The sequence below is a fragment of the Hyphomicrobium sp. 2TAF46 genome (assembly GCF_052114865.1).
Lineage (GTDB): Bacteria > Pseudomonadota > Alphaproteobacteria > Rhizobiales > Hyphomicrobiaceae > Hyphomicrobium_B.
This window is the reverse complement of the sequence record NZ_JBFRFO010000004.1, coordinates 373,440-399,905: the sequence shown is the minus strand read 5'-3', so window position 1 is coordinate 399,905 and position 26,466 is coordinate 373,440. Positions and strand designations below refer to the sequence as shown.

The window sequence follows — 26,466 nt, the reverse complement described above, 5'->3', positions numbered from 1 at the left end:
GAGGCGGTGCCGAACGTCAGCATCTGTCTGCCAGTCTACAACGGCGAGAATTACGTAGCTGAGGCAATCGAGTCGCTGCTCGCGCAGACATTCACCGACTTTGAGCTGATTATCACCGACAACGCCTCCACGGATCGGACAGAGGAGATCTGTCGTAAGTTCGCCGCCGCCGACCCCCGCGTCCGATACCACCGCAACGTGCGCAACGTCGGCGGAGCCCGCAACCAGGCGATCGCCATTCAGCTCTCTCGCGGTCGCTACATTCGGCTCTCGGCGCACGACGACAAGATTGCGCCGACCCACCTTGAAGAGTGCATCGCTGCCCTCGAGCAACGGCCCGATGCCGTCATTGTCTTCCCCAGCACCGTCGTTATCGATACGGTCGGCGCCGAAGACAGCCGGTACCGTTCCAAGCGCGGTACTGGTGACACGCCATCACGTCGCTTCCGTGAGTTACTCTTTCGGGATCACAACTGCGACGCGATCTACGGCGTCATGCGCGGTGAGTTCCTGCGCGGCGTGAAACCTCTGGAGAACTTCATCGACGCTGACAAGGTATTCCTCTGCCGGCTGGCGTTCCAAGGACCTTTCGTATCCATCGACCGTCCCCTGTTCTACAAGCGCTTCCACCCGAAGAATTGGGTCGGCAATTGGCGCGACCGGATGGCTTGGTTCAACCCCGATGCCAAGGGCAAGGTCTCGTTCCCGAACTGGCTCGAGCTGTTTAGCTTCTGCAATGCAATCGCGGCGGCGCCGATCCCGCTGAAGGAAAAGTTGCGCTGCGGCGCGAGCATGGTCCACTGGGTCGTGCGCTACTCACCAGGTTTAGCGAAGGATCTGCTTGTTGCAGCAGGCTCGTTGGTTCCGCGCGCACGGCCGCGGGAGGGAATCTACAATTGGGAATAGAGACGGGAAGACTTCATTGCCGTCAAAAACGATCTCAAGCGTCCGGCAGCCTTCGACGGGCATGGCGTGACGGTACGACGTTTGTAAACATCGATCAGGGGGCTCCAGAGCAATCACGTGAAAATCTTTTTGACCGGCCACATGGGCTATATCGGCACGGTGATGACGCCGGCCCTCCTCGCTGCGGGACACAGTGTTACGGGTTGCGACACCGATCTTTATGAGCGCTGTACCTTCGCCAACGGCGGAAAGATCGTCGATATTCCGTCGATCCGAAAGGACATCCGCGATCTTGAACGCAGCGACCTGGCAGGCTTCGACGCCGTCATTCACCTTGCGGCGCTTTCCAACGATCCGTTGAGCGATCTCAACCGCGATCTGACGTATGCGATCAATCACCGTGGCAGCGTGCACGTTGCTCAGGTTGCCAAGCGCGCAGGGGTCGGACGCTTTGTCATGGCCTCTTCGTGCAGCAATTACGGATTGGCGGGCGACGATTTCGTTGACGAAACCGCCGCACTGAATCCCGTGACGGCATATGGCGAATCGAAAGTCTGGTCCGAGCGCGACATCGCGAAATTGGCGAGTAGCGACTTCTGCCCGACGTTCCTGCGCCCCGCTACCGCCTACGGACTTTCGCCAAGAATGCGCTTCGACATCGTCCTCAACAATCTCGTTGCCTGGGCTGTGACAAAGCGGCTGATCTACCTGAAGTCGGATGGCACACCCTGGCGGCCGATCGTGCATATCGAGGATATTTCGCGAGCCTTCGTTGCCGCGCTGGCTGCTCCGGCGGACACAGTCTTCAATCAGGCATTCAATGTCGGCAGCACGTCGGAAAATTACAGGATCAGCGAGATCGCAAACATCGTCGCCGAGGTCGTGCCGGGCTGCCGAGTCGAATATGCGGCCGACGCTGGTCCCGACAAGCGCTGCTATCGTGTTAACTTTGATAAAATCACTCGCGCATTGCCGGATTTCAAACCGCTATGGACGGCGAGGGCCGGTGCTCAACAGGTTTACGAAGCGTTCAAGGCATCCGGCTTGACCCTCGAAGAGTTCGAGGGTCCGCGCTACCTGCGCATCGCGCATATCAGAGGGCTCTTGGCGGACGGCATCATTAATCAAGACCTTCGTCATGTGAGCGCAAATACGGCTCTAGTGCAATAAATCAGGAAGAGCGATCTGATATCAGAATGCACGGCGGGGCATCGCTTTTCAGGAAAAGCCATCGGTCGCGATCCGAGGGAATTACGGATGATCTTCACTGAAACCAAGCTCAAAGGCGCTTTCATCATCGACCTGGAGCGCCGCGAGGATTCGCGAGGATTTTTCGCGCGTGCGTTCTGCCGGAAGGAATTTGAAAACCACGGCCTGAAGCCGGATATCGCTCAAGCCAACGTTGCCTCGAATCTCAAAATGGGAACGCTTCGCGGCATGCACTTCCAGTTTCCGCCGGCAGCGGAGACCAAGCTCGTTCGTGCACCGAGAGGCGCCATTCTCGATATTATCGTCGATCTTCGGCCGGAGAGCCCAACGTTCCTCGAACACATTGCCGTAGAATTGAATGAGGATAATCAGCGCGCAATCTATGTTCCGGAGCGTTTCGCGCACGGCTACCAGGTTCTTCGCGACAACACGGATACGAGTTATCAAGTCGGCGAATTTTATTCGCCGGAAAACGAGTCCGGGTTGATGTACAATGACCGTCGGCTGGGCCTGTCATGGCCTCTGGACGTCAGCGTCATTTCGGAAAAAGATCAGAAGTTCTCGGCCTTCGACGACGTCGAGACGATCGTGAAGAAGCGGATGACTGTAGCCTGATCTCGGCGCACGGAGATCTGGAGAGTTCGCAGCCGATCGCCGGCGGCGATGGAGGAAAGGCCAGATGTATCTTGTCGATACCGCGCTGAAACAGCGGCAGGCGGAAGGGCGCCCGATCCGTGTCGGCATCGTCGGCGCTGGCTTCATGTGCCAGGGCCTGACCAACCAGATTACGAATAGCGTCCCGGCTATGCGTGTCGTCGCGATCTCCAATCGCAAAGTGAACAGAGCGGTCGACGTATTCCGCTACTCCGGCCGCGATAACCCGGCGATCGTCGAAACGCAGCGAAAGCTCGACGAGGCTATTGAGGCCGATGTACCGGCCGCAACCGAAGATGCGATGCTGCTGGCTCGTTCGCCCCATATCGACGTCATTGTGGAGATAACCGGAGCCGTCGAGTTTGGAGCCCGGGTCATTCTCGAAGCGTTCAAGCACGGCAAAGACGTCGTGCTGATGAACGCCGAGGTCGATGCAACGATTGGCCCGATCCTCCAGGTCTACGCCAAGAAATACAACGTTGTGCTTTCCGCCTGCGACGGCGACGAGCCCGGCGTCCAGATGAATCTCTATCGTTGGGTCGTCGGCCTTGGCTTGACCCCGCGCGTTATCGGGAATGTAAAAGGTCTTCAAGATCCTTATCGCAATCCGACGACGCAGAAAGGCTTCGCCGAGCGTTGGGGTCAAAACGCGGCGATGGTGACGAGCTTCGCTGACGGCTCGAAAATCAGCTTTGAGCAGACGATCGTCGCCAACGCGACGGGTTTCAAAGTGAAGTCACGCGGGATGTCACGCGGTCTTGAATACCGTGATGACATCATGCAGATCGGAAAGATCTACGATATCGACGAGCTCCGCGAGATCGGTGGCATTATCGATTACGTGGTCGGGACGCCTCTGACGAAAGTGTACGTTCTGGCGGAGCACACCGACCCCAAGCAGCAGCACTATCTGAACCTCTACAAGATGGGAGAAGGGCCGCTGTACTCCTTCTTCGTTCCCTATCACCTCGTGCATTTCGAGGTCCCGAATGCAATCGCTCGGGTTGTTCTCTTCCGGGATTCGCTGGCGCCGCCTCTGGCTGGCCCCGTGGTCGAGGTTTGCGCGGTCGCGAAGCAGGCTCTCAAAGCCGGCACCGAGCTCGACGGCTACGGCATGTACATGACCTACGGCGAGGCCGTTAATGTCGATGAGATGAGTCGCGGAAGGTATCTCCCGGAAGGACTGGTCGAGGGCTGCAAGCTCAAACGCGACATCCCGAAGGATTCAGTTCTCACTTACGATGATGTGATACTGCCGCCGGACCGATTGGCGGACAGGCTGCGTGCTGAGCAGTATCGCCATTTCCGCGGCGAGACCTGGTTGGATGATCTTCTCACGATTGCGGCCTGATGAACGTAGTTCCGGTGTGAAATCGTTGCGGAAAGCGAAGGCTTAAAGATGCTCATGAAAAGAGGGCGGCAAGAATGAAGGTCGTTCTTTTTTGCGGCGGTCTCGGCACACGCATCCGCGACTATTCGGAAGCGATTCCGAAGCCGATGATCCCCGTCGGTCATCAGCCGATTTTATTGCATATTATGCAATACTACAGCCACTTCGGGCATCGCGATTTCGTCCTGTGCCTCGGTTACAAGGCGAACGTTATCCGGGAATATTTTCGCGATTTCGATCCGTCCGCTTACAGTGACTGCGTCATCTCGGAGTTCGGCAAAAAAGTCGAAGTCCTCGGTCCGCGGCCGCCCGACTGGCGCATTTCCCTCGTCGACACGGGGATGTGGCGCAACATCGGGCAGCGCTTGGTGGCAGTGAAGCATCTCGTTCAGGACGAAGACTATTTTCTCGCAAACTACAGCGACGGCCTCACTGACGCTCCGATCCCCGAAATGATTGATCGCCTGAAGAAAAGCGGCGCCGTAGGATTGTTCGTGGCCGTCCGCCCGCCGTTCAACTTTCACCTTGCGGAATTCGGGGACGACGGATTGGTCCACCGCATGCGGTCAAACCAGCAAAGCGATACATGGATCAACGGCGGATACTTCGTCTTTTCCAATAAGATTTTCGACTACATTCAAGACGGGGAGGAATTGGTGTTGGAGCCGTTCAACCGCTTGATCGCGGAGCAGCGGCTTATCGCATTCAAGCACGAAGGATTCTGGCGGGCGATGGACACCCTGCAGGACAAACGCGTGCTCGAGGAGATGGTCGAGAAGGGCAGCATGCCCTGGCGTAATCATTCGAATGGCACCGGGTAAGGAACACCAGATGCTTCCGCTCAAGCTTCCGGCCGCAGGGGAACGGCTCTCCGTCCTGTGCCTCGGTGCCCATTCCGACGATATCGAAATCGGCGCGGGCGCCACACTGCTGCAATGGATCGCCAAAGGCGCCAAGCTCGATATCATGTGGTGCGTCTTGAGCGGGATTGGCGATAGGGAGGCGGAGGCACGAGGATCCGCGAATTCTTTTCTTCAAGGTGCAGAAACCGCCAGCGTTGAGGTGATGTCGTTCAGAGACGGATTCTTCCCAACGCAGGGAGAGCAAATCAAGGGTTGGTTTGAAGCGCTGAAGGACCGGTTCAAACCGGACCTGATTTTGACGCACCGGCAGGACGACGCCCATCAGGATCATCGGGAGGTCTGCCGTCACACGTGGAATACGTTTCGCGACCACCTGATTCTTGAATACGAGATTCCGAAGTGGGATGGCGATCTCGGCCAGCCGAACCTTTACGTTCCTCTCGAGGAAGTCAATTTGGCCCGCAAGATCGAACTGCTCATGAAGCATTTCGGCACGCAGCGCTCGAAGCACTGGTTCGACAAAGAGACATTTCAGGGGCTCGCGCGATTGCGCGGCATGGAATGCCGGGCGAGCGAGCGCTACGCAGAAGCGTTCGTGGCGCGCAAGCTGACTGTCGCATGACGATGACGCCGCCGGGGGCCCTCTCCATACCAGCACCCGCATGGGTCGAGCGTGCTGCGACGCATGCGTCGCTTCTCGGCCGTCTGAATACCGCAATATTCGGGCAAGGGCTTACCGGGCATGGTGCCGCGAGAGGAATCTTCGGTCATGCTTCCTAGGTCGAGCCCCATATGAGCAAGGCACACGCGCTCAGTATCCCATCGCTTGACGGCATTCGGGCCATCTCGGTTCTGATTGTTGTCTTGTCGCACTCCGGCTTCTCGGCTGTGCCGGGCGGGCTCGGCGTCACAATATTCTTTTTTCTAAGCGGATATCTGATCACCACCCTCATGCTCGCGGAATGCGAGCTCACAGGTGAAATCGATATTTTGAAGTTCTATGCGCGTCGCGTGTTCAGATTGATGCCGCCGCTGCTGATCACTCTCGCGATCGCCTATAGCCTCACATATTTCGGATGGCTGAAAGGGGGCATATCTTTGTACGGGCTGGCAGCCCAAGTTTCGTATTTTGCCAACTACTACGGCATTTTTTTTGATCCGGGAAACACCGTTCCGGATGGAACGGGCATCCTGTGGTCGCTCGCGGTCGAAGAGCACTTCTACATGTTCTACCCGCTGCTGATGTCATTGCTGCTGGGTAGCCATGTGCGTCCACGCACGATTGCCGCGTTGCTCGGCCTCGGCTGCCTCGCCGTCCTGGCTTGGCGCCTCCATCTCATCGCCACTCCAGGCTTTACGTCCCTTCGAACCTATTACGCGTCGGATACGCGGATCGATTCGATCATTTACGGATGCATCCTGGCCATCGTAGCCAATCCCGTCAAAGCCATGCAACGAGGCGGCGCCATGTCTCCAATGCAATGGGCGTTGCTGGCAATCGCGGGGGGCATGCTGCTCGGGACTTTGCTTTATCGCGATGAAGCGTTTCGCGAAGGCATCCGCTATAGCCTCCAGGGCCTCGCCTTGATGCCGATATTCTATTTTGCGATCCGGTTCTCCGATCGCCCACCGTTTCGGTTTTTGAATTGGCCTTTGGTAAAAAAAATCGGCGTCTACTCCTACGTGATCTACCTCAGCCATTACGTGGTCATCAGACTTTTTGCGGCGGATTTCCCCGCAATCGCCGCGAATCCCTACCTCATGTTCCCGATTGCTCTTTTGATCTCGATCGCCTTCGCGGCAGCCGTTGATCGCTTCGTTGACCCCTATTTCAGGCAGCTCAGACGACAGTTCCGCCCTGGGGCTGTCCCAAGACCTGCCATTTTAAGGGTTAGCGAGTGACGGGGGTGGCCCGACCTATTGGGGATGCTGGCCGTTTCGCGATGATCGACGGGCTGCGGGGTATCGCGGCTCTTTCTGTCTTTCTTTATCACTGCAACGAAGGTCAACACCTTACGAACCTGATGGCGGCCGCTCCCGCTTGGCTCGAATGGACTGTCCGGCACGGCCACCTTGGCATTGCGGTCTTTTTCGTCATCAGCGGATTTGTCATTGCACATTCGTTGCGCGGACATGCAGTCACAATTCCTCTTTTAGGCAGATTTTTGCTTCGCCGATCCGTTCGCCTGGATCCGCCGTATTGGTTCGCGATCGCACTCACGATCGCTATGGCCGCCATCTCCGCGCACTTCATTCAAGGCAAGGAGTCATTGTCGATTTCGACAGGGCAGCTCGTTGCGCATGTCTTCTATTTGCAGGAGGTGCTTGGATTCCGCGAAATTGGTCCAATCTTCTGGACGCTTTGCCAGGAGGTGCAGTTCTACCTGATATATGCCCTTCTTCTTGCCGTGACACGCAACGATCCGGCTCAAAGCATGCAGGGACGCGCAACCGCCGTGGGCCTCGCGATGGCGGCACTGATAAGTTTGCTGTGGCCGCTCGGGATCGTCACTTGGGAGCCGTGGCGCGGCAGCTTCCTTCCGCTATGGCATTGCTTCCTGCTTGGCGCCGGCGCCTATTGGACGTGGCAATACCCACGAATGGCAGTCTATTATTTTGCCTATGTCGCAATACTGGCGTTATCCGCGGCCTTGAAACTTGACGAAGTGACGTTGGCCTCCGCGCTGACAGCGGTTGCCTTGTGGTATGCAACCAGATCCGGCGGGATTTATCGCTGGTTGAGTTGGCGGTGGTTGCAGTTCTTGGGGCTCATCTCCTACTCTCTCTACCTCACACATAATCCCGTTTCTGGCGCTCTGTTTCGCATCGGCTATGGCCTGGCGGGCCGCTCGGCTTTAACGGAGGCCTTCTGGTGGGTGATGGTAATCCTGGGGTGCATTCTGTTTTCCGCAGCAATGTGGTGGCTGATCGAGCGGCCGAGCTTGACACTTGCCAAGCGCGTCGATCTTGAGGTGAAGAAGCCGGCGTCATCGCCGCTGCTCCTGGAGAGCGCAGCACGAACAAAATGATGGCCGCAATTCAGCAGCTTGCAATCGGCGGCGCTAGTCCGGATCATTGTTCAGTATCCGCGAACTCAGTCAACTCAACCGTCCGCAGAAAGACCATCATCTTAAAGGTCTACGGCCTATCGCTTGCTGGAAGCCGATGGTGATGGTCGTGAAAGCTCACCCGCCATCGTTGGCTGACCGACCTCGACCTGCCTCAAAGTCATGAGACGGTGTTGGCTCTACGCTGATCATTCGGCTCGTCGGCTCGGAAAATGTTGCACACCGCCCATTTTGACATCGCCCACCCCATTGTTTTTGGGCGCGCTTGCCCCAGCCCTGAAAGGTTTGAATACAACACCAATCGGGCACATGAGATGCCAGCAACAACGCCAGGAAAAAGCACCTAAAGGAAATATTGACGCGGCCGCTCGAGCATTTGCCTCTCTATACGTAAACCACTCTTACATGTTATTCTGGAAGTGTAGGGATTTAATGGCTAACGCATCGCGCAATTCATTGGCCTTCCAGGGTAAATCCGACATCATGCTCGCAACAGACGACAATTTTTCGATGCCGGCGGAGCCTCATAAATCGAGCGTCGGTCAGTTTAACCTCTCAGACATTCGCTGGATATTGAGACGGGCTTGGCTGTTCCCCGTAGTCGGAACTCTAATCGGGTTGCTCTTGGCCCTTACGGCCATAGGGTTCATGCCGCAGCTTTACACGAGCACTGCTCGTATTATCGTCGACCGGAGCGTCAATCGATTTTTGCAGGACAGTAAGATTCTAGACCAGCCAACTCTCGACGATGTCGATATGGCGGGCCAGTTCTACGTTCTGTCTTCGGACAGTATTATTATACCCGTTATCCGCTCGTTGAATTTGACCCACGACCCGGAATTTGTTGGTCGGACTGGCGCGCGTACTGATGAGGCCGAAGAAAATCCTTGCGCAAAGAGTTTGGGTGGCCCGTGTTTCTCATACGGCATCAAAAAACTGAAAGATCAAYTCAAGCAACTCATCGGTTGGAAATCCGTCACCCCGCTTGATCCAGATACCTTGCTCGAAAGGACCGCCGCTGAAAAGTTTCTCCGGCGACTGACGATCGAACGGGGAGACGTCAATAACGTCATCAGCATCAGCTTCAGTTCGGACGATCCGACGAAGGCCGCAAAAATAGCCAACGCCATCGCAGCCACCTATATTGCGAAGATCGGCGAGCGCAAAGTTGCGTCCAACAGGTTGGTCAACCAAACTCTTGAGGAGCGGCTGCAGGAAACCAAGCAGCAGTCGATGGATGCGGATCGAGCGCTCCAGGAATTCAAGGCAGCTAACAATTTAGCGGGCACGGCAACCCCCGATAATGCACTTATCGGACGGCTGCGCGCCGAGTATGTGGACTTGGAGAGAAAGGCCGCCGACATAGCGGACGCCGTCGGGCCGGACCATATGGCCGTTGTGAAGCTTCGCAAGCAGATGGAAGGCTTGAATGCAGCGATCCGCGCAGAAACGGAGCGGATTACCGGAGCCGAAAATCTGGCAACAACGGACCCAAAACGCGAATATCACAACATCGAAGAGGACCTTGCACCGGAAGCGCCCAGCGACGAACTTCTTGCGCGTTTGAAGAAGTTGGATAGCGCGACGCAGGCCAAGTTCCGCGATCTCGATTTCACCGCGCACACTTTGCGCGTTCTCTATCATACTGGTCTGCGCAGGTTCGACGAACTGAACCAAACTCGCCCTGACACCGAAGATGCCCATATCATTACGATGGCAGCTCCGCCCCTGCAAAAGGACGCCAATAAGTCATTGCTGGTGCTCGGCGGCGGTATCGTGTTCGGGTTCTTGGCAGGCGTCGGAGCGGCGGTCGGGCGAGAATGGGCGGCTGGTGTGTATCGCACCCCAGAGCAGGTGACCCGGGACACCGGCGCATATTGCGTAATCCTGCCGACTGTCAAAATGCGAAAAGGTAAGGGTGGGCGTCTCGACGACTACGTTCTCGACGCGCCGTACTCGCGATATACGGAGGCTATTCGCAAAGTCAGAGCGTCGATGCGAGCGTATCCGAGCCCAAATAGCGATAAGGTCATCGGTGTTGTTTCGTCCGTTGCGAACGAAGGCAAGACGACCGTCGCCCATAATTTCGCGTCTCTCTTGAGTGCATACTCGAGGTGCAAAACGCTGATTATCGATTGCGATCTCCACCGGCGGAACCTCACAGCCGAGCTGGCGCCGGACGCACGCGAAGGCTTATTGGAAGCTTTGGACGACCCCACACACTTGGCGAAGTATATTTCCAAGCGCGAGCGATCTGGGGTGGATGTGTTGCCGTGCGCTCTCTCCGAACGCAATCCGAACGTAGCGGAGTTGCTGGGTTCAGCCCCGATGGAGAAACTGCTGGCCGCTGCCCGCGAGTCTTACGACTTCATCATAATTGAGATTGCCCCGATCGTGTCTGTCGTAGACATCAAGATGATTGAGCATCTGGTCGATAAATTTATCTTCGTCGTCGAGTGGGGAAAAACGAAGCGTAGCCTCGTCGAAGAGGCTCTTTCCGAAGCCGAAATCATTCGAGATCGTATTGCGTGCATGGTCCTCAACAAAGCAGATCCGGCCACGCTGCGAACCATCGAATCTTACAAAGGCCAGAGGATTGCGGAGTACTTTGAAGAGTAAGAACTCCCTTCTGAGGGGTGTTCAGTAAATCCAATCCTCCGACACCCCATCGTTAACGGTGATCACGGAGCATTCGGTTAACGCGTGATGGAGGATTGGGCCGCACGCTGTCTATTGTGATGTTGCATAGGCATTCGGGCTCCAATCGGTTCCGCGCCGAGCTGATTCGGTCGTGCTGATCAACCAAAATTTTCCATCAGTTAGGTCGGATTAGACCCCGCTCGTAGCTGGTGACGCGGCTCGGCCACACTTACGCTGCATTCCGATCAAAGTCAGACTCTCAGTAGTCGAATCATTTATATCAGGCCTAGTCTATGTCCGGCTTTGGGAGGCCGGGCATTCGGGTGTCTGTTCGCAACGGGTAAGTTAAGAGGGGGGCGATGATCGTCAGCTGGCCAAAGATCATCTTGCCTATGAGCGTAATCGCCATCGTTGGCATGCTCTCGGGCTGCACCCAGTTGCCCGTAGTGGGCCCCAGTTATCGCGACATTAAAAGCGGTGCAGCCACAACATTGACCAATGGCCGAGATCCGCTCCTGGTTTATACAAGCCGGGACGCCGTGGATTTCAATTATGCGCTCATCGATCTCAATCCGTTTGTTCTAAGTGTCCTGAGTGGAATCTCACCGGATTCATTCCAGGGAACATTTGGAGAGCAGCGTGGCCCGGTGCCCGTGATTAGGGTCGGGGTGGGCGATGTTGTGCAGACGTCCATTTTTGAATCGTCAGCGGGCGGACTTTTCGTTTCTGGGGACGCGACAGGCCGGGCAGGGAACTTCATTACGCTTCCACCCCAAACAGTCGCTGGCAATGGAACGATTTCGATCCCGTACGCGGGCCAAGTCAAAGCCGCCGGGCGGACATCGTTCGAAATTCAGAAAGACATCGAGGCCAAGCTCGCCACGCGCGCTATCGAGCCTCAGGTTGTCATCAATATAACCGAGCAAAATGCCGATGCGGCTATCGTTATTGGCGACGCAGGACACGGCAGAATTAAGCTGACGGGTTCTGGCGAGCGCATCTTGGACCTCATCTCCAAGGCGGAGGCCGGAGGCGGTGGCACTGGCACTGGCAAGCTTGCGCCATATGACCTGGAAATAACGCTACAGCGCAAAAATCGGATTGGAACAGTCCGCCTCTCCAGCATCATCGATAATCCAAGCGAAAACATATACGTCAGACCCGGCGACGTCATTTACGTGCATCGACGGCCAAGAACGTTCGTAGCGTTCGGCGCGTTAGGAAATGCTACGGGCGGGACGACAATCGGCGGAGGCGATGTATCCGGACTGGATGGCATCTTCCAATTTGGCCAAGAGCGGCTGGCACTCAGCGAGGCAGTTGCTAAAGCGGGCGGCCTTCTGGATCAGCGCGCAAATCCATCGCAGATATTCATATACCGCGGAGAGCGACGTCAGACGCTCGAGAAATTGGATGTGAATCTCAGTAAGTTCCCACCCGGTCAGCAATTTATACCAACTGTTTACAGAGTGAACTTTCGAGACCCCTCGTCCTTCTTCATGGCCCAGAAGTTCCAGATGCGGGACAAAGATCTCCTCTACGTTGCCAACGCGGATTCCGTCGAGGTCGCGAAAGCCCTTAACTACATGACCCTCTGGAGTTCGTCCGCGGCCGGTTACGTGGGTAATGCCGCGACTGTCCTGACGAGCGCCCAAATTCTCGGGGGCGGTGGACCGGCCACGGCTTTGATCGTCGGAGCGGGAGCGCCGTAAGTCGATCTTCCCTTCGCTACGCCTAAATTGAATCCGGTTATTTGCGGGCTCAATCTCTAATATTGGGGCGAGCCAGGCATTCTTATCAAGTCGTTCCGGGCCACGACATCACAAGGTGTCGTGGCCATTTTCATACGGTTACCGCGCGCAAACGCGGCGCGAATGGCGGTTTCATATTGATTGATCACCGTCGTTAGGCAAATGCGTGGATTGCAGTTGCAGAATTTTCTTGAAAAGCCCCAACGCCAACCAGCGTTGTCGATGACGCAGGTCAAAGGCTGTCTGGTCAAATCCACTTATTACCGGTATCGGGGCCGAAAGCCCTTTATGACAGCGGCTTCCAGGAGACCGGCTAATCTCCCGCAATAGTCGCGATATTCTCTGGTAATTGAAGACTCTAAGGGTCGTAGCCGCCAAATCGACATTACGCTAAGTACGAATGCGAAGGGATTTAGAGGAAGCTCATGGCCGATGATCGCCGCGTCGTTGTCGTTGGGAGTGGTCCGGCAGGCGCAATGGCAGCGCTCGAGCTTGTGCGCAAGGGCATTCCCGTAACGCTGTTGGAAACCGGAAACGAAATCCAACACGGCACGCTCGTCAGGATCGGCGGGAGAAACCTCTATCGCCGCCTTCCGCCAATGCGAAAGGACGATGGCTTCATTGTAACGGGCGATCCGGACACCAATCTAGACTACACTTACGCGTTGGGTGGCCTTTCGAACCAATGGACTGGCGCCGTGCCCCGCTTCTGTGCCGAGGACTTCACCGCTGGCGCGCAGGTCCACGAAAAATATCGATGGCCGGTTACCTATGACGAGCTCGCGCCATATTATGAGATCGCCGAGCGGACGATGAGGGTGACCGCCGCTGCGAAGAGCGTTCCAAGCTTGCCCGCCGGCTACAGCGATTACCAGCATCAGATTCCGAGCGACTGGCAAGCCGTGGCTCGCTCGGCATTGAAGCACGGTCAAGGATTGACCACGATGCCGCTTGCCGACGGGCCGCCGTTCCTGCTGCTTCGCCGCGGTACCGCGTTCAATAGCTTCTCCGTTCTGTTGGAAAAGCTCCTCGACGAACCCTCCTTTCGCCTCATCACCGGAGCGCATGTATTGCAGCTTGAATGGGACCGGATGAAGAAAAGGGTGGGAGCTGCGGTCTACCATGATAACCAGACCAAGACCCAAAAACGCATAAGCGCCAGCGCATTTGTAATCGCCTGCGGTCCGCTCAATTCACCCAAACTTCTGTTCAACTCGGCCTGCGGTGATCATCCTCACGGTCTTGGAAACAGCGCTGGGTTGCTCGGTAAGTATCTCCACGATCATCCGCGTGAGTGGTGGGCCGTGGACGTCGATAGGCCAATCACTTCTTTGGCGCCGCCCGCATATCTGACACGGCTTCCCCATTCGGCATCCGACCCGCTCCTCGCATGCTCGTGGACGATCGGCGCGTTCGATACGATCGGCAAGATCAAGAGTCGCTTTGGACAAAAGACCAGATCATTCGGAGTTCAAGTTTTCGGAACGATGATTCCCGATGAGAAGTACTACGTCCGCCCCTCCGAAACTCAGAAGGACGAGTTCGGACTTCCAACACTGGCGGTTCACATTAAATTCGAACAGGAAGTCCTGGCGAACGTCATCGGGGCACGGGAGCACTTGCTTCAGCTCATGGCAGACGCTGGCTACAAAGCGAAAATTCGAGATATCGTGCCGCAACTTTTTCCTGGAACGGCTAAGCACTATGGCGGGGCAACTCGGATGCATGTTTCGCCGAAGTATGGCGTGACGGATAGCTACCAACGGCTGCACGACGCTCCAAACGTCCTCGTGGTTGATGCAAGTTGTTTCACGACCGGGGCGGAAAAAAATCCGACACTGACTGTGATGGCGCTGGCGGCACGATCGGCCGACCAGCTTGCGCGCGACCTGAAAGCCGCGTGACGGGGAGGGGCCGGCGTGCAGTACAGGGACTTCGGAAAAACCGGTTGGAAGGTCTCTGAAATAGGCTTCGGAGGCGCGCGGATCGGCGGCCTTCTCGCTCAGGACGGCGGCCGGAAGGGCTCGCTCACGACACTCGCCGCAGCGCTCGACGCCGGCATAAATTTTTACGACACGGCGGACATGTACTCGCAAGGAGAGAGCGAGGTCCTGATCGGGAAAGCCTTTCGGAAGTCCCGAGGCAAAGTCTTCATCGCAAGCAAGGGAGGCTATTGCACGCCCGCGGGGAAGAAACTCATTCAGTTCGTAAAGCCGCTCGCCAAGCCAATTGTCCACGCGCTTGGTCTTCGGCGCATGCGTGCGCCGTCGTCGACTGCTGGTCCCATTCCGCAGGACTTTTCACCGGGCTATCTGCGCAAGGCGGCGGAGGCATCGCTGCGGCGCCTGCAGACGGACTATATCGATCTCTATCAAATGCACAGTCCGTCGCCGGAGACGCTACGTAGCGCGCAATTTCAGGACACGCTCGGAGTGTTGGCGCAGCTCAAGACAGAAGGAAAAATACGGCACTATGGTATCGCGCTCGATGCTGTGGACGACGCGCGGCCCTGCCTCGGCCTGGAGGGCATTTCAAGTTTGCAAATTCCCTTCGGCATTCTCGACATGGAAGCGCTCGACGGCGTCTTTGAAGAGGTTTCGAAACGCCAACTCGGCATCATCGCGCGCGGCTGCTTTGCAGGAGGTGCGCTGAAAGGATCGCTCACGGAGGCCGAGCTTCGAGCCTCGGAACCAAAATGGGAGCGCGTTCTAAATCTTCGGCGCCTGGTCGAGAAGTTAGGTCGTTCGCCGACTGAAGCTGCATTGCAGTTTTCACTGCGCGAGCGCCGCATCGGTGTCAACATCATTGGGATGCGGACCCTCGATCAGCTCGCAACCAATCTCCAGCACTATTCGTCGCCCCCGCTCTCGGATGAAGAGTTTCAAAGGCTGTTGATGCATCGATCCGTTGTTGAGGCGTAGCCTACCTTGCGCCAGCGTGCGCATCGGCGATCGCGCTGTGCCAGGTGCCTCAACGGGTGGCGAGTCAGCTAAGAAAAGACGGAGATTGAGTCTTGCTCATCTCGTCGCGCAGGCCTCGATAGTATTGAAGATTAAATAAGCCGCTGTAGGCAATTTCTTCTAATCTTTCGACACGAAGCATACCCGCGGCATCGGCGGCGAACTTCAGAGCGGACGTCGTGAGGGAGGTCAGTTGCGGTCGGCCCTTGCACATGCCGACAAGCGAGCGGATCAGAACGTGACGCTGATGAAACTCATTCTCGATCGCGGATAGCAACCATTTCTGATTCCGGTCACGCGCAAAAATGACGTCGTTGCCTCCATAGGTATATGCGGCGTTGATCCACGAAGTGAAACTGCGCTCGGCGAAATGCATGCCCACGGCATCCATTGCGAAGACGAAATCCAATCCCCGGTCCGCGAGGCGATAGGCAAGCTCGACATCTTCTGCGCGACGAAAGTTTTCATCGAAGCCGCCGGCGGCCAAAATACGAGCCCGAGGGAGTGAGGCGTTTCCGGTATAGAATTGTCGAGCAGATGCCTGCCAAATACCGCCCTGCAAAGCCCTGTACTGCTTCATAAGCATCTCTTGCTCCCAGCGGACCCAGGGAGTCATCACGAAGCCGTCAGGTGAAAGCAGTGGCCCAATGACAGCCACATCGCGCGCAGCCTCATTGTGTGCGCGCACATGCTCGGCCAGAAGCTGCGGTTGCGGCACGACGTCGTCATCAACGAAGACGATAAGCTCTCCTTTCGCCTTGTCGATGCCGAGGTTGCGCGCGGCCGCGGGACCGCGATTGGCCTGCGTGAACCATCGCAAGTTTCTCTCAGAGCGGTACCCTTTCAAATAGTCGTCGGTGCCGTCGCTGGAGCCGTCGGATACAACAATGACCTCGTAGCATTCCGCTGGATACTGCTGGCGCTCGAGGGCCGAGATGACATGCTGCAATCTGCCGAGGCGATTGTAGGTCGGCATGACGACGCTAATTTGAGGGGTGCGCATCTGCACTGTTTCTATCCCGCGGATTTGCCCCTTCGGATTAAGCCTTTCGCCAAACCGAAGTGGAGCAAAGAGCGCTCGTTGTCCTGATTAGCTTTCAGCAAGGGTGGAGACTGCTAACACGGGATCTCGTGCGCTGTCAGGGGTTCCGCTGCATAAGTCGATCCCGGCCGCACTCTTCGCCAACCAGCAGCCCAGAGTTCATACTGCAGAAATCGAAGCGTCCGCAGATTCGCACCCGCCGGGCGCCACCGATAGCCACGCCCGGACGCTCCCTCTGCACGACTTTCTCAGTATTCTTTGTCCACGAGAGAGCGGGCGAAACGCAAAGCCGCGTAGGTGACCGGAACCTTCACGAACAGCTCCTCGCGAATCCGTCCCGCTCTGGTCGGCTTGAACCAGTTCGGGAGGAATTTGATCTTCCCGCCTTCAGCTGCAAACGGATCAGCGAGGTTGTTGCCGCCGTCCTCCCAGGTCATGGCAAGCATCGGACGCGGGACTTTCGTACGGTTCGCCGTTCCGCGATGCCATACGTTCGAGGTTCGGACCAACACGTCCCCCCGCTTCAACGGAACGCGCACGGCCTTGCGTGCAACGCCCTCCAGGACGAACTGCGTGTACTTATAAAAGCGTTTGTGCGTCCCCGGGATCGCTTCCATGGCGCCATTCTCGATCGTCGAGTCCACGACCGCAACGTTGGCGATCATGAAGTCACGCGTGAACGGACGGTCGAGGTGATAGTGCTGGGTGTGGCTACCGGGCAGATTGAAGTTGCACCCGACATTCGGCATGCGAACAACGCGGGGATCGATCTCTTTGATCAGGTCGATGATGCCCTTGTCCTGCAGCGTATCGTAGACGAACCGCGCACCGGCGCCAGGGAAGCAGTTGAGATGGCCGCTTTTCAGGCCTCCTCCCGAAAACAGCGCGCCCGACTTCGATTGCGCCTCGAATTCCTGCTCGAGGGACTTATGCAATTCGGCCAGCCGCTCCGGCGAGACGACGTTGCGAATGACAAAGTAGCCATCGCGGGCAAACGCCTGCTTCAGATCTTCCTTTTCAGCTGCGGTGAGTGGACTAGCTTTTTCACCTGCCGTGCGTGCACTTTCGTCAACTGTCAGCATCGTGGACCTCCGTCAACTCCCAATGAATTCGGAATGTTTCGCAGCGCTTCACCTCTGGATGCGGCCACGAGATTTTCGTAGTGCCTCGCCACTTCGCGACACTGCTGGCGCGGCGTAAAGCGGAGCCGGATTGTTTGCCGGGCGTGCTCGCCCAATCGCCGGCGGAGTTCGGGATCGCCCATCAATGTCGCGATTTCCCTCGCGACGGCCTCGGCGGAACGCTCCTCCACAAGCCGGCCGTCCACGCCATGCGTAATGATCTCGGGAACACCGCCTGTTCCACAGGCTATGACCGGCTTCTGCATCGCCATCGCCTCGGCGATCGCGAGACCAAAGGGCTCCCCATAGGAAGGATGCACGAACAGATCGAACTCACGAAGGAACGGTCGAACGTCCTTTTGAAATCCGCCGAAATGGAGGCGGTCCGCGACGCCGCCTTCGTGCGCCATCTTTTCGAAGTCCGTTCGGACCTCGGGTACGTCGGAGCCGAGTATCATGATGTGCAGATCGGGGTGCGTGTCACGCAGGAGAGCCGCTGCGCCAATGAGCTCGCGCTGTCCCTTCCATGGATTCATCCGCGCAACAATTCCAGCGAGCGGTGCATTCTCAGGAATGCCGAACTTCAGGCGAATGGTCTTCTGGCCTGCAGGCTCTCTTTGGGGGTCGAAGTGGTCGGTATCAACGGCGTTATGGATCGTATGGATTTTCTCCAGATCGAATCCCATATCACCTAGTCCATTTCGGATATAATCCGAGATCGCGAATATCGCTTTGGCATTGCGCATTCCCCAAAGTGTCGGGCCGGTGTGATAATTACCGAGGTGCGAATGCATGTGTACGACAGAGTTGGCCCCTGTCACATATCCGAGGAGGCTCGCGTAACTGGCATCTCTCGGCCGGTCGGTGGCGTGAATGATTTGAATGCGATTGCGGCGAATGAAGGCGGCGGCCCTCGCCAATGACACAGCACTCGGCCCATAAGCGAGCGCCTTGCCCAGCATGCTTTTGTTCGTTAGCGCGTCGGCGGGTTTTCCAAGCGGCAGAAACGCGCTCGAAACATGAGGCATTTCGGCAAAGCGAATGCGCATTTCGTCTGCATCCGACGCCTCGCTATTCGACAGGACAAAGACCTCGGCTTCGTCCGGAGCGAAGTTGGCCATGAGCGCCATGTGAACGGAAACGTCCGCGCCACAGCTGTCGCGAGTATTTAAGAACAGTACACGGGTTGGCATATAGCGCCCTGCCGCCCAAGGAGTTCGATATCGCCTGTGATACTTTTTTCGCCATTCTCGCACGAGAGATAGCACTCTGTCTCGCGACCGCTTATCCCAGTGCCAACTATCGCAAACCGTCCGCTTGCGTATTACTATTGAACACGCCTCTTTTTGGGGCCGCCAATTTGCCAATTTCGGCGAAGTCGGCGGCTGCAAGTCGTTTGTTCAGAATACTTTTGCGGATTTGTTGCCTTCATAATCGGCTGCCCAAGTCTTGTCCTTGACTGTACGCGGTATTGAGGTCCGCCTCGCACCCTTTTCTAGGCAAAAAGTTAATAGCACATTTGACGATCCGGGGTACATGGATTTCCCGTTGCGAACTCGTGCGCATTTCGCCATCCGAATATGAATGGAGATATGCAACTCAGTTTTGACATCGGTTGCTTTGACGGTTTCGCAAACGAAAGTGGAGCAAGCCGGCAAAGCGGAATGTTCGTGCTGAAGAGACCCTCGAACTTGGGTCTCAGCTTGAACTTCGTGCTGTCACACGCTGCTGCTAATTATCTTCCAAGATGCCGTCCGCGAAACCGCCAGTAAATTGCTAATATTCGTTGACAGTACGTACGTTACTGCCTCACTGGGGGTACATCCGATTTGTGTCCATCGGACCGGCAATCTCAGTCGCGTCAACGCATCGAAACTTCGGATCTTACGCAAGGGACGCCCGTATGTTTGCTCCTTTGGGGCGCCTTCTTATCGGAGGCTTGGTGACGACTGAACGTAGTATGACGACGACCGAAATGCTGGACGACTCGCTCGCGCTGTTGCGGGCCCGGTGGTATCTCCGCAATGCGACTTCACTCGGCGAACGTGTGCGGGTGTGGGGCCGACCCGTTATTCGGAATTTCGGCAGCCTGATTATTGGTCAGCGGGCGAGCCTCGTCTCAGGTGCCGTCCCCATTCAACTCAGCACCGAGCGCGACGGAAAGCTCGAAATAGGTGCGCGAACATTCATGAATTACGGATGCTCGATTGTAGCGACGAAGCTTGTCAGCATTGGGCCGAACTGCAAAATCGGCATGGAGGTTTTGATGATGGACAACGATTTCCATCAGATTGACCCCGTTGAACGAGCCGTTCGGCCAGCCTCCGCGCCAATCGTTCTGGAGGAAAACGTATGGCTCGGCGCGCGCGTCATCGTGCTGAGCGGTGTGACGATCGGAGCCGGCAGCGTCGTTGCCGCGGGAAGTGTCGTGACGCGCGATATACCGCCACGTTCGGTCGCTGCCGGTCAGCCGGCACGAGTCATTAGATCGATCGATGATTGAGAAGTCCCCGCCCGCCACCCGCCCGCAATCACGTTGAGAATGTTGTGAAAACTGAACAAAGTGATCATCCAAAGCCGGTGTTGCTGACGGTCTCCGGAATGATCCCGGAGAATTTGGCTGATCAGATAGCGGCAGGCCGACGTCCGCATGCAGACTATTTGGAGCTCGCGCGGGGCCTGAACGCGGATATTCTTGACTACGCCAAAGCGCGAATTGTTGCCGGACGTTTCACCCCAGCTTTAGAGCGGCTGGGCGGAGCTAACTTGGTCCTCGCGTACGCCTGCTGGAAACTGCGTGCACAATACCGATTGATACTGACCGACGGCGAGCAGATCGGATTGCCACTAGCCGCGTTCATGAAGTTTACGCCGGGCTATCGACCGCGCCACTTCATGATCACGCATATCATCTCAGTCCCCAAGAAGGCGCTGATCGTCGACGTTTTAAGGCTAGCCAGTCATATCGACGGCTTTATCGTATATAGCCGCTGGCAAAAGCGGTTCATCCAAGACCGATGGCGCGTAAAAGACACCCGTGTGCTTTTTACGCCATTCATGGTGGACGACCGGTTCTTTGCCCCGGGCAAAGTCGAGCCCAAGCCATCTCCTCGTCCGTTCATTTGCGCGGTGGGGCTCGAACGGCGTGACTATCCAACATTGCTTAAGGCAGTGGAGGGCCTGGATCTCGACGTAGTGATCGCTGCGGCGTCGCCATGGTCCAAGCGGAAGGATACGACGGCGGGTGAGCGCATACCTGACAACGTCACCGTACGGAAGTTCGACCAGTTCGCATTGCGGCAGCTTTATGCGGATGCCCGCTTCGTTGTCATGCCGTTGGAGCCCGTCGAGTTTCAGGCGGGAGTAACCGCCATCCTCGAAGCCATGGCTATGGGCAAAGCAGTTATTTGTTCGCGAGTTCCGGGCCAGACCGATATAATCGTCGATAGCGAGAATGGCCGTTATGTAACAGCGTGTGATCCGTCTGCCCTGCGCGAAGAAATCTTGCGTCTCTTGGGCCGGCCGGAGGAAGCTACACGTCTCGGCAACAATGGACGCAAGCTTGTCGAGGCTGAGATGAATATCGACCGCTATGTAAAGCGGCTGGCTGAATTCCTGAACGCGGGACAGGGAGACTGATTATGAATTTCGAAATGCGCGGCATCGAGCCAGGCAATCAGGACGTCGACTGAGGGGTGGGGAAGTCGGGGGATATCCCTGCCCAATAGAGTGCGCCCAATTAGCCTTGGATGCGCCTGACGCTTCACAATTTAAGGCTCTGCGATATATGGTTCGGCCTGGCCGCGTATCGATTTTTTACCACGACCGGAGAAGCCCGTGAAATCAAACACCACTAGGCTTCTGGTTCGTAACGTCTTTCACCTTGGAATTGGCCAAGTCGCATCCACGATCCTCGGCGTCCTTCTGACTGCGGTCCTCGGGCGCGCGTTGGGCCCGGCAGATTTTGGCATTCTTTACTCCGTTTTAGCAATCACCGCATTTGTCGCCGTGGCGATCGACTGGGGCCAAACCACATATCTCGTAAGAGAGATGGCGCGAGGGCGCCCTGACGAACCGGTGTTGATTGGAAGTGCGCTCCTAATTCGGCTGGTAACAACCGTCATCGGCTGTGCGGTCGCGGTCGCCATTGCGGCGGCTCTCGGTTACAGCGAACACATAGTAATGCTGACCCTCTTGGCGATGATCGCCGGGCTGCCGGTCATTCTATACGCCCCGCTCAGCTTTAAATTCCGTGGCAAAGACCGGATGGACATCGATGCCTTTGCCAATATCGCCGGCAAGGCACTGACGCTGATCGCTTGCGCCATAGCTTTGTACTTCGGCGGTGGGCTGACGGACGTCATCCTGATGCAAGGCGTTGGCGGCATCTCAACGCTATTGGTCGGAGCATTCTTCGCCCTGCGGCTGGGTTTTGAAGTCAAAGCTCCCGCGACGAAAGTGGTTCGCGAAATTATGGAGCACGGTGTCCCGATCACGGCATTTTCGCTTGTGATCGCCTCGCAGCCCTTTGTCGAAATAATGATGCTTTCCGCTTTCGCCGGGCCGGCAGTGGTCGGATGGTACGGCGCATCTCGCACAATATTGGGCATAATTACCTCGCCGGCGACGATCACGCTAACGGCCTTCTTTCCTGAGCTTTCGCGTGCGTCGCGCTCATTGCCGGACCTCCGGCGCATGATCGATGCGACCGCACGGGTCCTGTTCATCGCGGCAGAGTTGGCGTCCTCGGCTCTATATCTTTTCGCCGATCAGGTTGTTGCGATCATTTACGGGCACGGCCGCTTCGAGCAAACCGCATCGATACTGCGCGCGAGCGCCATCTTTATACCTCTGCTGTTTTTCGTGCTTCTGCTGGCAACCGCCATGACCGCGGTCGGCCGGAATAAGGCGATGGTCGCTATAAGTATTGTCAGGATAGTATTCTGCGTAGTTTTGGGGTGGTTCCTGATTGGCTATGGGCAGCAGCACTACGGCAACGGGGCCATTTTTCTCGTGATTATAGCTGGTGTCGCGGAAATACCGGCGATGATTGCGTGTCTGATTTTGCTTCCTCGGGGGGCCGTTGGAAAAACCACCATTTTGAATCTTGTCCGGGCTTGCGTTGCCGCGATCTGCACGGTTCTGCCGCTTTCGCTGATGGAGCCACTCCAGCTCTGGTACCTCGTACCGCTCTTTACGCTTGTGTTCGCATTAGCTGCCATGGCCACACGGCTCGTCTTGCCAAGCGATCTACAGCACGCGTTGGATCTCGCTCGCGATGGAGTGTCTGGGCTTCGGAGGCCGAAAGCCCAGCTGACGCCAGGCGGCTGAATGCGCTAGCCAGTTGTCGACGGTAACGGCAAGTGGACTTTCGCAACCGGCTTTTATCAGCCCGCTTAGTGGCCCAGTGGAATGCAAGTTCGCGGTTGACCGTAAAAGGGATTGTTCGCGTAATGTCACTCATGACGGTCTCCGCCGCGCTCTTGGTATCGGTCCAAAGCAGCAGTCCGCTGAAATTTTCGATCCACGACTGGAGCCACAGTCGTTCGGCCCAAATCGCAGCTTCGGATTCTCCGCCCACCTCGACGCCAGGCCCGACAATCAATCCGATGCCGGCCGCCGTGCCCGCTCCCTCGGTGGACCCGCTAGCATCACAGCAGAAGCCGCCCATAGTCATTCTTCAGGGCGACATCGCGCTCAAGCCAAATAAATCATTCAAATTTGTTGCGAGTGTCGACGGAGATTCCGGCGACGATGTCATTTGGTCCGTTCGGGAGTCAGCAGCGGGTGGATCGATCTCGGCCGAGGGCATTTACAGCGCCCCAAGTACGCCGGGCGTCTATCACGTCGCCGCGACGAGTGCCGCGCGTGCCAAGAGCGATGAGGTCACCGTCACGGTGACCGACGCAATACCATGGCAGAAGATTACTCCCCCGATCTCGCTCGATTTCAACAATCCGCCAAACAACTACGGCACGCAGATCGTTCTCTCGAGTCCGTCACAGCCAACCACGCTGTATGTGGGGACGAATTACCAGGGCGTCTGGAAAAGCTTCAACAGCGGAAAAACCTGGTTCAAAGCCAACGTGGGTCTGCCTACCAACCCCAACGCCATTTATTTCGACGCCGACGGTCGGAGTGCAGGCAAAGGCGACGGCTGCGAAAGCATTGAACACAGAAATTGGGCGATGGCTATCGACCCGACAGATGCCAACGTTGTCTACACGAGCGATGGATTTGGGTGCGCGCAGGGCCTTTGGAAAACCACGAACGGCGGGGCTACATGGCAACAAATGTTTTCACCGGCCATCATCAAGCAGAGCACCAATGACATCGGCTCGATACATATCGACCCGTCAGATCATTTGCACGTCCTTGTTGGATCCCATAGCGCTTGGGCTCGAACGCCCCGAGCGGCTGGCGTTTGGGAAAGTCGGGATGGCGGCAAGACCTGGAATCTTCATCCGCTTCCCGAGGCAGTCGGGCCGTCGTACCATCATGCGCTCTTCCTGGATTCGAAAACTTGGATCGTACACACGCAGGATACCGGTATCTGGCGTTCAGCTGACTCTGGTGTGAGTTGGAATAAGGTCAGCTCCTTCACCAAGTGCCATGGAGGAAGCGGGCTCTACCGTTCAAGAAACGGTGTGGTTTATTTAGGCGGCAACAATCGCCTCCTTCGTTCGGAGGACTTCGGGTTGACGTGGTCCGATGCTGGAGCGCCCTTCACGCAGGATGGCTACATGGGCGTAGTGGGCGATGGGACCTACATCTACACGGCCAGCGCCAACACCGGGACCAGCACCACCGGACCTGTTAAATATTATTACTCGATCGAAACGGACGGCACGAGCTGGAAGCCTTACAATTCGCAAACGTTCAGCGATGGGCCTATGAGCATGACCTTTGATCGTCAAAACGGCGTGGTGTTCTCGTCGAATTGGGGCGCGGGAGTCTGGAAGCTCACCGGGCGCTAGAGTCGTTCTGATAACGAGGCTGTTGCAGCCAAAGCTTTTGAGCGATTTGGTCCGCCAACCGCGACAACGATCCAAGGCGCATCAGGGAGCCCGCGTCACCGCGGGGGCGCTCCGAGCCGCCTTTACAAGACGTTTATTGCTCCAATTTCTCGTTGGCTGGATCGCCGATTGCCCCGGCTGTGGCAGCAGCCGCTTGCTGGGCAACGAATAGCGGACCGATTCCGCAACCACAGTGAGATACAATAGCCAGACGGGCGTCATCGTAAGCCACGCCGAGTCGGTGAGGTTGATTAATATAACAAACAGCTCGATCGACAGAAAACACCAAGCCCGAACTGGATCAACGCGCCTCACGCGCTCAAGGCAATGCAAGGATGCGTAGATGAATACCAGAAATATCCAATAACCGATCCGGCCAGTCTCGAGCTTGACCTGCAGATACCCGCTATGGCTTGAGGGCATCGCCTTGATGTATCCCGGAGCCTCGTTCTGAGGCGAATTTGGGACGAAATAATAGGAGTGAAATCCCCATCCAAGCCAAGGTTTGCGCGAGATCTGGTAGTTCGTGAAACCCCATATTCCCGTACGCCCTGTGAGAGTGGCGTCTCCATAGAGCCTGTATCCAATTTTCTCGATCGGGTTATGTACGAACAACGACGCAAGGACGACGGCCGCAACGATATAGGCTGGGGTGATCCGCAATTTCTTGCAAGCAACCAACATAAGCCACGAGCAACCAATGGAGAATAATGCAAAGGCCGTGGCGCTCTTTGATTGACTTGCCAAAACGAGCCAGACGCCCAATCCAATAGTGACAATGGCGAGGAGCCTCCGCCAGCCGCGGAACAACAGCTCATGGCTCGATAAAATAATTCCTGCCGCGGCGAGAATGCCAAGTTCCTGCTTGTGCGTAAAATATCCGGGATGACCAATCGGGCTTGCCGGAGTGGTCAAGACATAGATGCCGCTGATTGCAAGAGCGAGAGCGCAGCAAACGTGCAAGCCAGGGATGATGTTCGCCGTGCGGATCGGCAGGGCGAATGGCAGCACGATGACGATCGTGGCCAAAATTGCGACGACAAGCCGACTGAAGGCGAAATACGGACTATACGCCCAAGTTACGCTTGCGGCCGCGAACAAAAAATACGCGGCCAAACTCAGGATCGGCAAGGATCGGAGGAACCGACTATCTACTCGCGACCAATTCTGCAGAACGAGTGCTAGTGTTACTGCGGCGACGATTGGCCATAAGAGAATGTTTTCTGCCCGTCCCTTTCCGTCATCAGGCAGAAATGGAAGGACCAACAAGATATAAAAAAATGCGAACACCGGCATAGCCGCCAGCATTGCGGCGCCCGGAAAACTCCGGCTGGGGGATTGAGCCGTTTGAGCTCGGTAGGTGTTTGGCATTCCGGAGCCACTTTTGTTTGAAATTACAGCTTCGGAAGCTCGTAAGGATTCGGGCAACCGTGACCAGGCGGCTTAGATATCGACGCTCAACTGAAGATTTTCACAATGTTTTTCTTCCGCAAAGCCTAACAACACTGTGCCAACTGTTGGGCGGGTGTCAACGTAAGTGAGATAGCCGTCTAAACGTTCCTGCACAGCGGTCACTCCGGATCATGAATGTGCACTAAAATTGGCTGGGGTACTTCGAACGTCCTCTCGTTTTGTGAATCCTGGCGGGGGCCCTCCGGGTGCAAAAATCTCAATTCTTTCGTTATCGATATTCGATAGCCTTCTGCCCACCGAGTTCTTGCGGCACGACTCTTGACGACATCAACAATCGTCTCTACGCCGCTTCGCGACGCTTTTCGGGAGCCGCCTCGATCGGCTTCGCTCAGTTGAAGAGGACGTGTTGAGTGATCAGGCTTCTCGACGTGCC

General features: G+C 56.6%; 20 protein-coding genes. 16 read left to right on the top strand and 4 right to left on the bottom strand.

All coding sequences use genetic code 11. From position 1 onward, the window contains the following. Positions 1-6: 6 nt before the first annotated feature. From AB4Z24_RS11215 to AB4Z24_RS11160, 12 genes are all read left to right on the top strand, one after another. Positions 7-906, top strand: a complete 900-nt coding sequence (locus AB4Z24_RS11215) for a glycosyltransferase family 2 protein (protein ID WP_441708258.1) — start codon at positions 7-9, stop codon at positions 904-906. A 117-nt stretch (positions 907-1,023) separates the two neighbouring features. Next, on the top strand, positions 1,024-2,076 hold the full coding sequence (locus AB4Z24_RS11210) for an NAD-dependent epimerase/dehydratase family protein (protein ID WP_441708257.1): 1,053 nt from the start codon (positions 1,024-1,026) through the stop codon (positions 2,074-2,076). Between the two features lie 87 nt (positions 2,077-2,163). Then, a complete protein-coding gene (rfbC, locus tag AB4Z24_RS11205; protein ID WP_441708256.1) occupies positions 2,164-2,730 on the top strand; it encodes a dTDP-4-dehydrorhamnose 3,5-epimerase in 567 nt (188 codons plus the stop codon). 64 nt (positions 2,731-2,794) lie between these two features. Next, positions 2,795-4,120, top strand: coding sequence for an NAD(P)H-dependent oxidoreductase (locus AB4Z24_RS11200; protein ID WP_441708255.1), 1,326 nt, complete (start codon positions 2,795-2,797; stop codon positions 4,118-4,120). 74 nt (positions 4,121-4,194) lie between these two features. Next, the gene (locus AB4Z24_RS11195) at positions 4,195-4,980 is read left to right on the top strand and encodes a sugar phosphate nucleotidyltransferase (protein WP_441708254.1); all 786 of its coding nucleotides are present in this window, start codon (positions 4,195-4,197) and stop codon (positions 4,978-4,980) included. Between the two features lie 10 nt (positions 4,981-4,990). Continuing rightward, complete coding sequence (locus AB4Z24_RS11190; RefSeq protein WP_441708291.1) at positions 4,991-5,644, top strand: PIG-L deacetylase family protein; 654 nt, start codon at positions 4,991-4,993, stop codon at positions 5,642-5,644. A gap of 170 nt (positions 5,645-5,814) precedes the next feature. Next, positions 5,815-6,924, top strand: coding sequence for an acyltransferase family protein (locus tag AB4Z24_RS11185; RefSeq protein WP_441708253.1), 1,110 nt, complete (start codon positions 5,815-5,817; stop codon positions 6,922-6,924). Positions 6,925-6,929: 5 nt separating this feature from the next. Next, a complete protein-coding gene (locus tag AB4Z24_RS11180; protein WP_441708252.1) occupies positions 6,930-8,051 on the top strand; it encodes an acyltransferase family protein in 1,122 nt (373 codons plus the stop codon). Positions 8,052-8,321: 270 nt separating this feature from the next. Next, positions 8,322-10,709 carry a GumC family protein gene (locus AB4Z24_RS11175; RefSeq protein ID WP_441708251.1) on the top strand — a complete coding sequence of 796 codons (2,388 nt, stop codon included), beginning with the start codon at positions 8,322-8,324 and terminating at the stop codon, positions 10,707-10,709. A 380-nt stretch (positions 10,710-11,089) separates the two neighbouring features. Continuing rightward, positions 11,090-12,442: a polysaccharide biosynthesis/export family protein gene (locus tag AB4Z24_RS11170; RefSeq protein WP_441708250.1), complete on the top strand. Its 1,353-nt coding sequence runs from the start codon at positions 11,090-11,092 to the stop codon at positions 12,440-12,442. 464 nt (positions 12,443-12,906) lie between these two features. Further along, positions 12,907-14,385 (top strand): GMC oxidoreductase, encoded by a 1,479-nt coding sequence (locus tag AB4Z24_RS11165; RefSeq protein ID WP_441708249.1) that lies wholly within the window; start codon positions 12,907-12,909, stop codon positions 14,383-14,385. A 15-nt stretch (positions 14,386-14,400) separates the two neighbouring features. Next, positions 14,401-15,402 (top strand): aldo/keto reductase, encoded by a 1,002-nt coding sequence (locus AB4Z24_RS11160; RefSeq protein ID WP_441708248.1) that lies wholly within the window; start codon positions 14,401-14,403, stop codon positions 15,400-15,402. Between the two features lie 64 nt (positions 15,403-15,466). Here AB4Z24_RS11160 and AB4Z24_RS11155 read toward each other — a convergent pair whose 3' ends face one another. The 3 genes from AB4Z24_RS11155 to AB4Z24_RS11145 form a co-directional block, all read right to left on the bottom strand. Continuing rightward, entirely contained in the window at positions 15,467-16,444 is a 978-nt protein-coding gene (locus AB4Z24_RS11155; RefSeq protein WP_441708247.1) for a glycosyltransferase family 2 protein, read from the bottom strand. A 287-nt stretch (positions 16,445-16,731) separates the two neighbouring features. Continuing rightward, entirely contained in the window at positions 16,732-17,565 is an 834-nt protein-coding gene (locus AB4Z24_RS11150) for a phytanoyl-CoA dioxygenase family protein (RefSeq protein ID WP_441708246.1), read from the bottom strand. Further along, positions 17,559-18,797, bottom strand: coding sequence for a glycosyltransferase family 4 protein (locus tag AB4Z24_RS11145; RefSeq protein ID WP_441708245.1), 1,239 nt, complete (start codon positions 18,795-18,797; stop codon positions 17,559-17,561). The genes AB4Z24_RS11150 and AB4Z24_RS11145 overlap by 7 nt, the downstream gene beginning before the upstream one ends. Before the next feature lie 749 nt (positions 18,798-19,546). Between AB4Z24_RS11145 and AB4Z24_RS11140 the strand changes: the two genes are divergently transcribed. The 4 genes from AB4Z24_RS11140 (at position 19,547) to AB4Z24_RS11125 (ending at position 24,581) form a co-directional block, all read left to right on the top strand. Beyond that, positions 19,547-20,107, top strand: coding sequence for an acyltransferase (locus AB4Z24_RS11140; protein WP_441708244.1), 561 nt, complete (start codon positions 19,547-19,549; stop codon positions 20,105-20,107). Between the two features lie 44 nt (positions 20,108-20,151). Beyond that, positions 20,152-21,243: a glycosyltransferase family 4 protein gene (locus tag AB4Z24_RS11135; protein WP_441708243.1), complete on the top strand. Its 1,092-nt coding sequence runs from the start codon at positions 20,152-20,154 to the stop codon at positions 21,241-21,243. 198 nt (positions 21,244-21,441) lie between these two features. Further along, a complete protein-coding gene (locus AB4Z24_RS11130) occupies positions 21,442-22,935 on the top strand; it encodes an oligosaccharide flippase family protein (protein WP_441708242.1) in 1,494 nt (497 codons plus the stop codon). 122 nt (positions 22,936-23,057) lie between these two features. After that, on the top strand, positions 23,058-24,581 hold the full coding sequence (locus AB4Z24_RS11125; RefSeq protein ID WP_441708241.1) for a WD40/YVTN/BNR-like repeat-containing protein: 1,524 nt from the start codon (positions 23,058-23,060) through the stop codon (positions 24,579-24,581). Positions 24,582-24,662: 81 nt separating this feature from the next. Here AB4Z24_RS11125 and AB4Z24_RS11120 read toward each other — a convergent pair whose 3' ends face one another. Continuing rightward, positions 24,663-25,736 carry an O-antigen ligase family protein gene (locus AB4Z24_RS11120; RefSeq protein ID WP_441708240.1) on the bottom strand — a complete coding sequence of 358 codons (1,074 nt, stop codon included), beginning with the start codon at positions 25,734-25,736 and terminating at the stop codon, positions 24,663-24,665. Positions 25,737-26,466 lie beyond the last annotated feature (730 nt).

Coding starts and splice junctions, on each gene's coding strand:
- rfbC (WP_441708256.1), top strand. CDS start 2,164: ATGATCTTCACTGAAACCAAGCTCAAAGGCGCTTTCATCATCGACCTG.
- AB4Z24_RS11155 (WP_441708247.1), bottom strand. CDS start 16,444: ATGCGCACCCCTCAAATTAGCGTCGTCATGCCGACCTACAATCGCCTC.
- AB4Z24_RS11125 (WP_441708241.1), top strand. CDS start 23,058: ATGTCACTCATGACGGTCTCCGCCGCGCTCTTGGTATCGGTCCAAAGC.
- AB4Z24_RS11185 (WP_441708253.1), top strand. CDS start 5,815: ATGAGCAAGGCACACGCGCTCAGTATCCCATCGCTTGACGGCATTCGG.
- AB4Z24_RS11145 (WP_441708245.1), bottom strand. CDS start 18,797: ATGCCAACCCGTGTACTGTTCTTAAATACTCGCGACAGCTGTGGCGCG.
- AB4Z24_RS11200 (WP_441708255.1), top strand. CDS start 2,795: ATGTATCTTGTCGATACCGCGCTGAAACAGCGGCAGGCGGAAGGGCGC.
- AB4Z24_RS11195 (WP_441708254.1), top strand. CDS start 4,195: ATGAAGGTCGTTCTTTTTTGCGGCGGTCTCGGCACACGCATCCGCGAC.
- AB4Z24_RS11150 (WP_441708246.1), bottom strand. CDS start 17,565: ATGCTGACAGTTGACGAAAGTGCACGCACGGCAGGTGAAAAAGCTAGT.
- AB4Z24_RS11190 (WP_441708291.1), top strand. CDS start 4,991: ATGCTTCCGCTCAAGCTTCCGGCCGCAGGGGAACGGCTCTCCGTCCTG.
- AB4Z24_RS11170 (WP_441708250.1), top strand. CDS start 11,090: ATGATCGTCAGCTGGCCAAAGATCATCTTGCCTATGAGCGTAATCGCC.
- AB4Z24_RS11165 (WP_441708249.1), top strand. CDS start 12,907: ATGGCCGATGATCGCCGCGTCGTTGTCGTTGGGAGTGGTCCGGCAGGC.